Genomic DNA, 3583 nt, shown 5'->3' on the forward strand with positions numbered 1-3583 from the left:
AAATTTTTTTAAGATTTTTATTGTTATTTTAAATTTTTATTATTTTCCTTGTCTTTCATCAATTACTTGTTGAGCAATGTTTTTTGGAACTTCTACATATTTTTCAAATTCCATTGAGTAAGATGCTCTTCCTTGTGTTTTCGATCTCAAGTCAGTTGCATAACCGAACATTTGTGATAAAGGTACTTCTGCACTAATAATTTTTGCATTATTTCTGTCAGTCATTCCTGAAACTTGTCCACGTCTTGAGTTCAAATCTCCAATTACGTCTCCCATGTATTCTTCTGGAGTAGTAACTTCTACTTTGAAGATTGGTTCCAATAATACTGGATTAGCAGCTCTAAGTCCTTTTTTAACTGCCATTGAACCTGCTATTTTAAATGCCATTTCTGATGAATCGACTTCATGGTAAGATCCATCATACAATGTAACTTTTATATCTTGAACAGGGTATCCTGCGACAACTCCTGCTTCTAACGCTTCTTGAATTCCTTTATCTACTGCTGGAATATATTCTCTCGGAATAGCTCCTCCAGTAATTTCATTAATAAATTCGTAACCTTTTCCGTGATTAGCTTCAACTTTCATCTTAACATGTCCGTATTGTCCACGTCCTCCAGATTGTTTTGCATATTTTTCTTCAATATCTGCTAATCCATTGATTGTTTCTCTATAAGCAACTTGTGGTTTACCAACATTTGCTTCCACTTTGAATTCACGTTTCATTCTATCTACGATGATTTCCAAGTGTAACTCTCCCATTCCTGCAATAAGTGTTTGTCCAGTTTCTTGGTTAGTTGATACTTTAAATGTTGGATCTTCTTCTGCAAGTTTTGAAAGAGCTGTTCCCATTTTTTCCTGATCGGCTTTAGTTTTTGGCTCTACCGCAATTTGGATAACTGTATCAGGAAATTCCATTTTTTCAAGGATAATTGGAGCATTTTCAGCACACAATGTATCTCCTGTTGTAGTATCTTTTAGTCCAACTGCCGCAGCTATATCTCCAGAGTAAACTACATCAAGTTCTTCTCTTTTGTTAGCGTGCATTTGAAGCAATCTTCCCATTCTTTCTTTTTTACCTTTTGTTGAGTTTAATACATAAGATCCTTTTTCTAGCACTCCTGAATAAACTCTAAAGAATGATAATCTTCCAACAAATGGATCTGTAATGATTTTGAACGCCAATGCTGAGAACGGAGCATCATCTCCCATTTCTCTTTGAATAGGCTCTTCAGTTTTAGGGTCAGTTCCATTAATTTTTCCATCATTAATATCTAGTGGTGATGGCATGTAGGCAACTACTGCATCAAGTAATGGTTGAATCCCTTTATTTTTGAATGCTGTTCCACACAATACAGGTACAACAGTTCCTTCAATTGTCGCAGATCTTAAAGCTTTTTTGATTTCTTCTTCAGAGATTTCTTCTCCTCCAAAGTATTTTTCCATCAATTCATCATCAGTTTCAACTACAGATTCAATCATGTGTTCTCTTGCTGTTTGAGCATCATCTAACAACTCTGCCCTAATATCAACAACTTCATAATCAGCTCCCATAGTTTCATCTTTAAATAGGTATTCTTTCATTGTTACCAAGTCGATAATTCCTTCAAAATTATCTTCTGCACCAATTGGCAATTGGATTGGTACACCATTTCCACCTAATTTTTCTTTAATGTCGTTTACACACATGTTAAAGTCTGCTCCGACTCTATCCATTTTGTTAAAGAAAGCCATTCTTGGTACGTTATATTTGTCAGCTTGTCTCCAAACTGTTTCTGATTGAGGTTGCACTCCGTCAACTGCTGAGAATACCGCAACCGCTCCATCTAATACTCTTAATGATCTTTCTACCTCAACTGTAAAGTCAACGTGGCCTGGTGTATCTATTATGTTAATTCTATGTCCATTCCAGAATGCTGTTGTTGCAGCTGATGTAATTGTGATTCCTCTTTCTTGTTCTTGTTCCATATAGTCCATCGTAGCAGCTCCTTCATGAACTTCTCCGATTTTATGGTTTACACCTGTATAAAACAAAATTCTTTCAGTAGTAGTTGTTTTTCCGGCGTCTATATGTGCCATGATACCAATGTTTCTAGTATCTTTCAAAGCAACTTTTCTTGCCATTTAAATTTTCCTCCTTATTTTTATAAGCTACTTCTTATTTAAGAAGTATATTTGAAATTTGAAACAATATTTTTATAAATCCAGTTCTGAAAAAACGAATTTTGTAAAAATATAACTTTTTTTGAATACTTAATAAATTTCTTCAAACAAATAAGATTACCATTTGTAATGTGCGAACGCTCTGTTTGCTTCAGCCATTTTATATGTATCTTCTTTTTTCTTAATTGATCCACCTTCATTGTTGGCAGCTGCAATTAATTCTTTTTTAAGTTTAGCAACCATTCCATATTCTTTTCTTTCTCTTGTATATCTAACTAACCATCTAATTGCTAATGTTTGCTGTCTTTCTTTTCTTACTTCAACTGGTACTTGGTAAGTTGCTCCTCCGATTCTTCTAGATCTTACTTCTAATTGAGGTCTTACATTTTCCATTGCTCTTCTGAAAACTTCAATTCCTTCTTCTTGAGTTTCTTCAGTTATTTGTTGCAATGCTGTATAAAAAATATTTTCAGCTAATGATTTTTTCCCATCTTTCATTAATCCATTAATGAACTTAGTTACTACTTTATCGTTAAATTGAGAATCTGGTAATACATCTCTTCTTTCCGCTCTTCTTCTTCTTGACACTTAATTGTCCTCCTTACTTTTTTAAAATTTAATTACCCTTTTTTCGCTCCGTATCTTGATCTACCTTGTTTTCTGTTTACAACTCCTGCTGTATCCAATGCTCCTCTGATTATTTTATATCTAACCCCCGGCAAATCTTTTGTTCTTCCTCCTCTTAAAAGAACGATACTATGTTCTTGTAAGTTGTGTCCGATTCCTGGAATATAAGCAGTAACTTCGATTCCATTTACTAATTTAACCCTTGCTACCTTTCTTAAGGCTGAGTTAGGTTTTTTAGGTGTAGTTGTATATACTCTTACACAAACCCCTCTTTTTTGTGGATTACCTTTCAATGCAGGCGATTTTTTCTTTTTCTCAGTTGTACTTCTACCAAATCTTACTAATTGATTAATAGTAGGCATCTGTTTTCCTCCTCTCAAATTTCTTTGATTTATATATTTAATTCTCGCGTTATTTTTCAAAACTAAAACTTTTTATAAAGCTCATTTCTTCAATCTACATTTGATAAAGCTGCATTTGACAAAGTTTTTAATTTTTTTTGCTTTTCTTGCAAATCACTTTATCAAACATAACTGCATACTTATTTTAAGTATGTCGATTTACTCTAAAATTCACTTCAAAACACATTATTTTAGTAAATAATATATTTTTCAAAATTTAGTTATGAGTTCTAACCTAAATATTCTATACTAAAATAGCCCTTTTGTCAAGGGCTATAAAAGATTTTTATTCAATAATTTTTCAAAGAAGTTTTTATTTTAAAAAATATTTTAAATTTTCTTCCTGAATTTCCCATTTTCCATTCTGGCTTGTCCCTTCATACCTTAAAATA

At 32.8% G+C, this 3583-nt stretch carries 3 protein-coding genes; all 3 read right to left on the minus strand.

Annotated features, from left to right (window positions below):
• Positions 1 to 39: 39 nt before the first annotated feature.
• Entirely contained in the window at positions 40 to 2124 is a 2085-nt protein-coding gene (gene fusA / locus Q0370_RS05310) for an elongation factor G (RefSeq protein WP_299573065.1), read from the minus strand.
• A 156-nt stretch (positions 2125 to 2280) separates the two neighbouring features.
• Positions 2281 to 2751, minus strand: coding sequence for a 30S ribosomal protein S7 (gene rpsG / locus Q0370_RS05315; protein WP_021744579.1), 471 nt, complete (start codon positions 2749 to 2751; stop codon positions 2281 to 2283).
• Positions 2752 to 2783: 32 nt separating this feature from the next.
• Positions 2784 to 3152, minus strand: coding sequence for a 30S ribosomal protein S12 (rpsL, locus tag Q0370_RS05320; protein ID WP_006806098.1), 369 nt, complete (start codon positions 3150 to 3152; stop codon positions 2784 to 2786).
• Positions 3153 to 3583: the final 431 nt, after the last annotated feature.

This window comes from uncultured Leptotrichia sp. (assembly GCF_938036635.1).
GTDB classification, from domain to species: domain Bacteria; phylum Fusobacteriota; class Fusobacteriia; order Fusobacteriales; family Leptotrichiaceae; genus Leptotrichia; species Leptotrichia hongkongensis.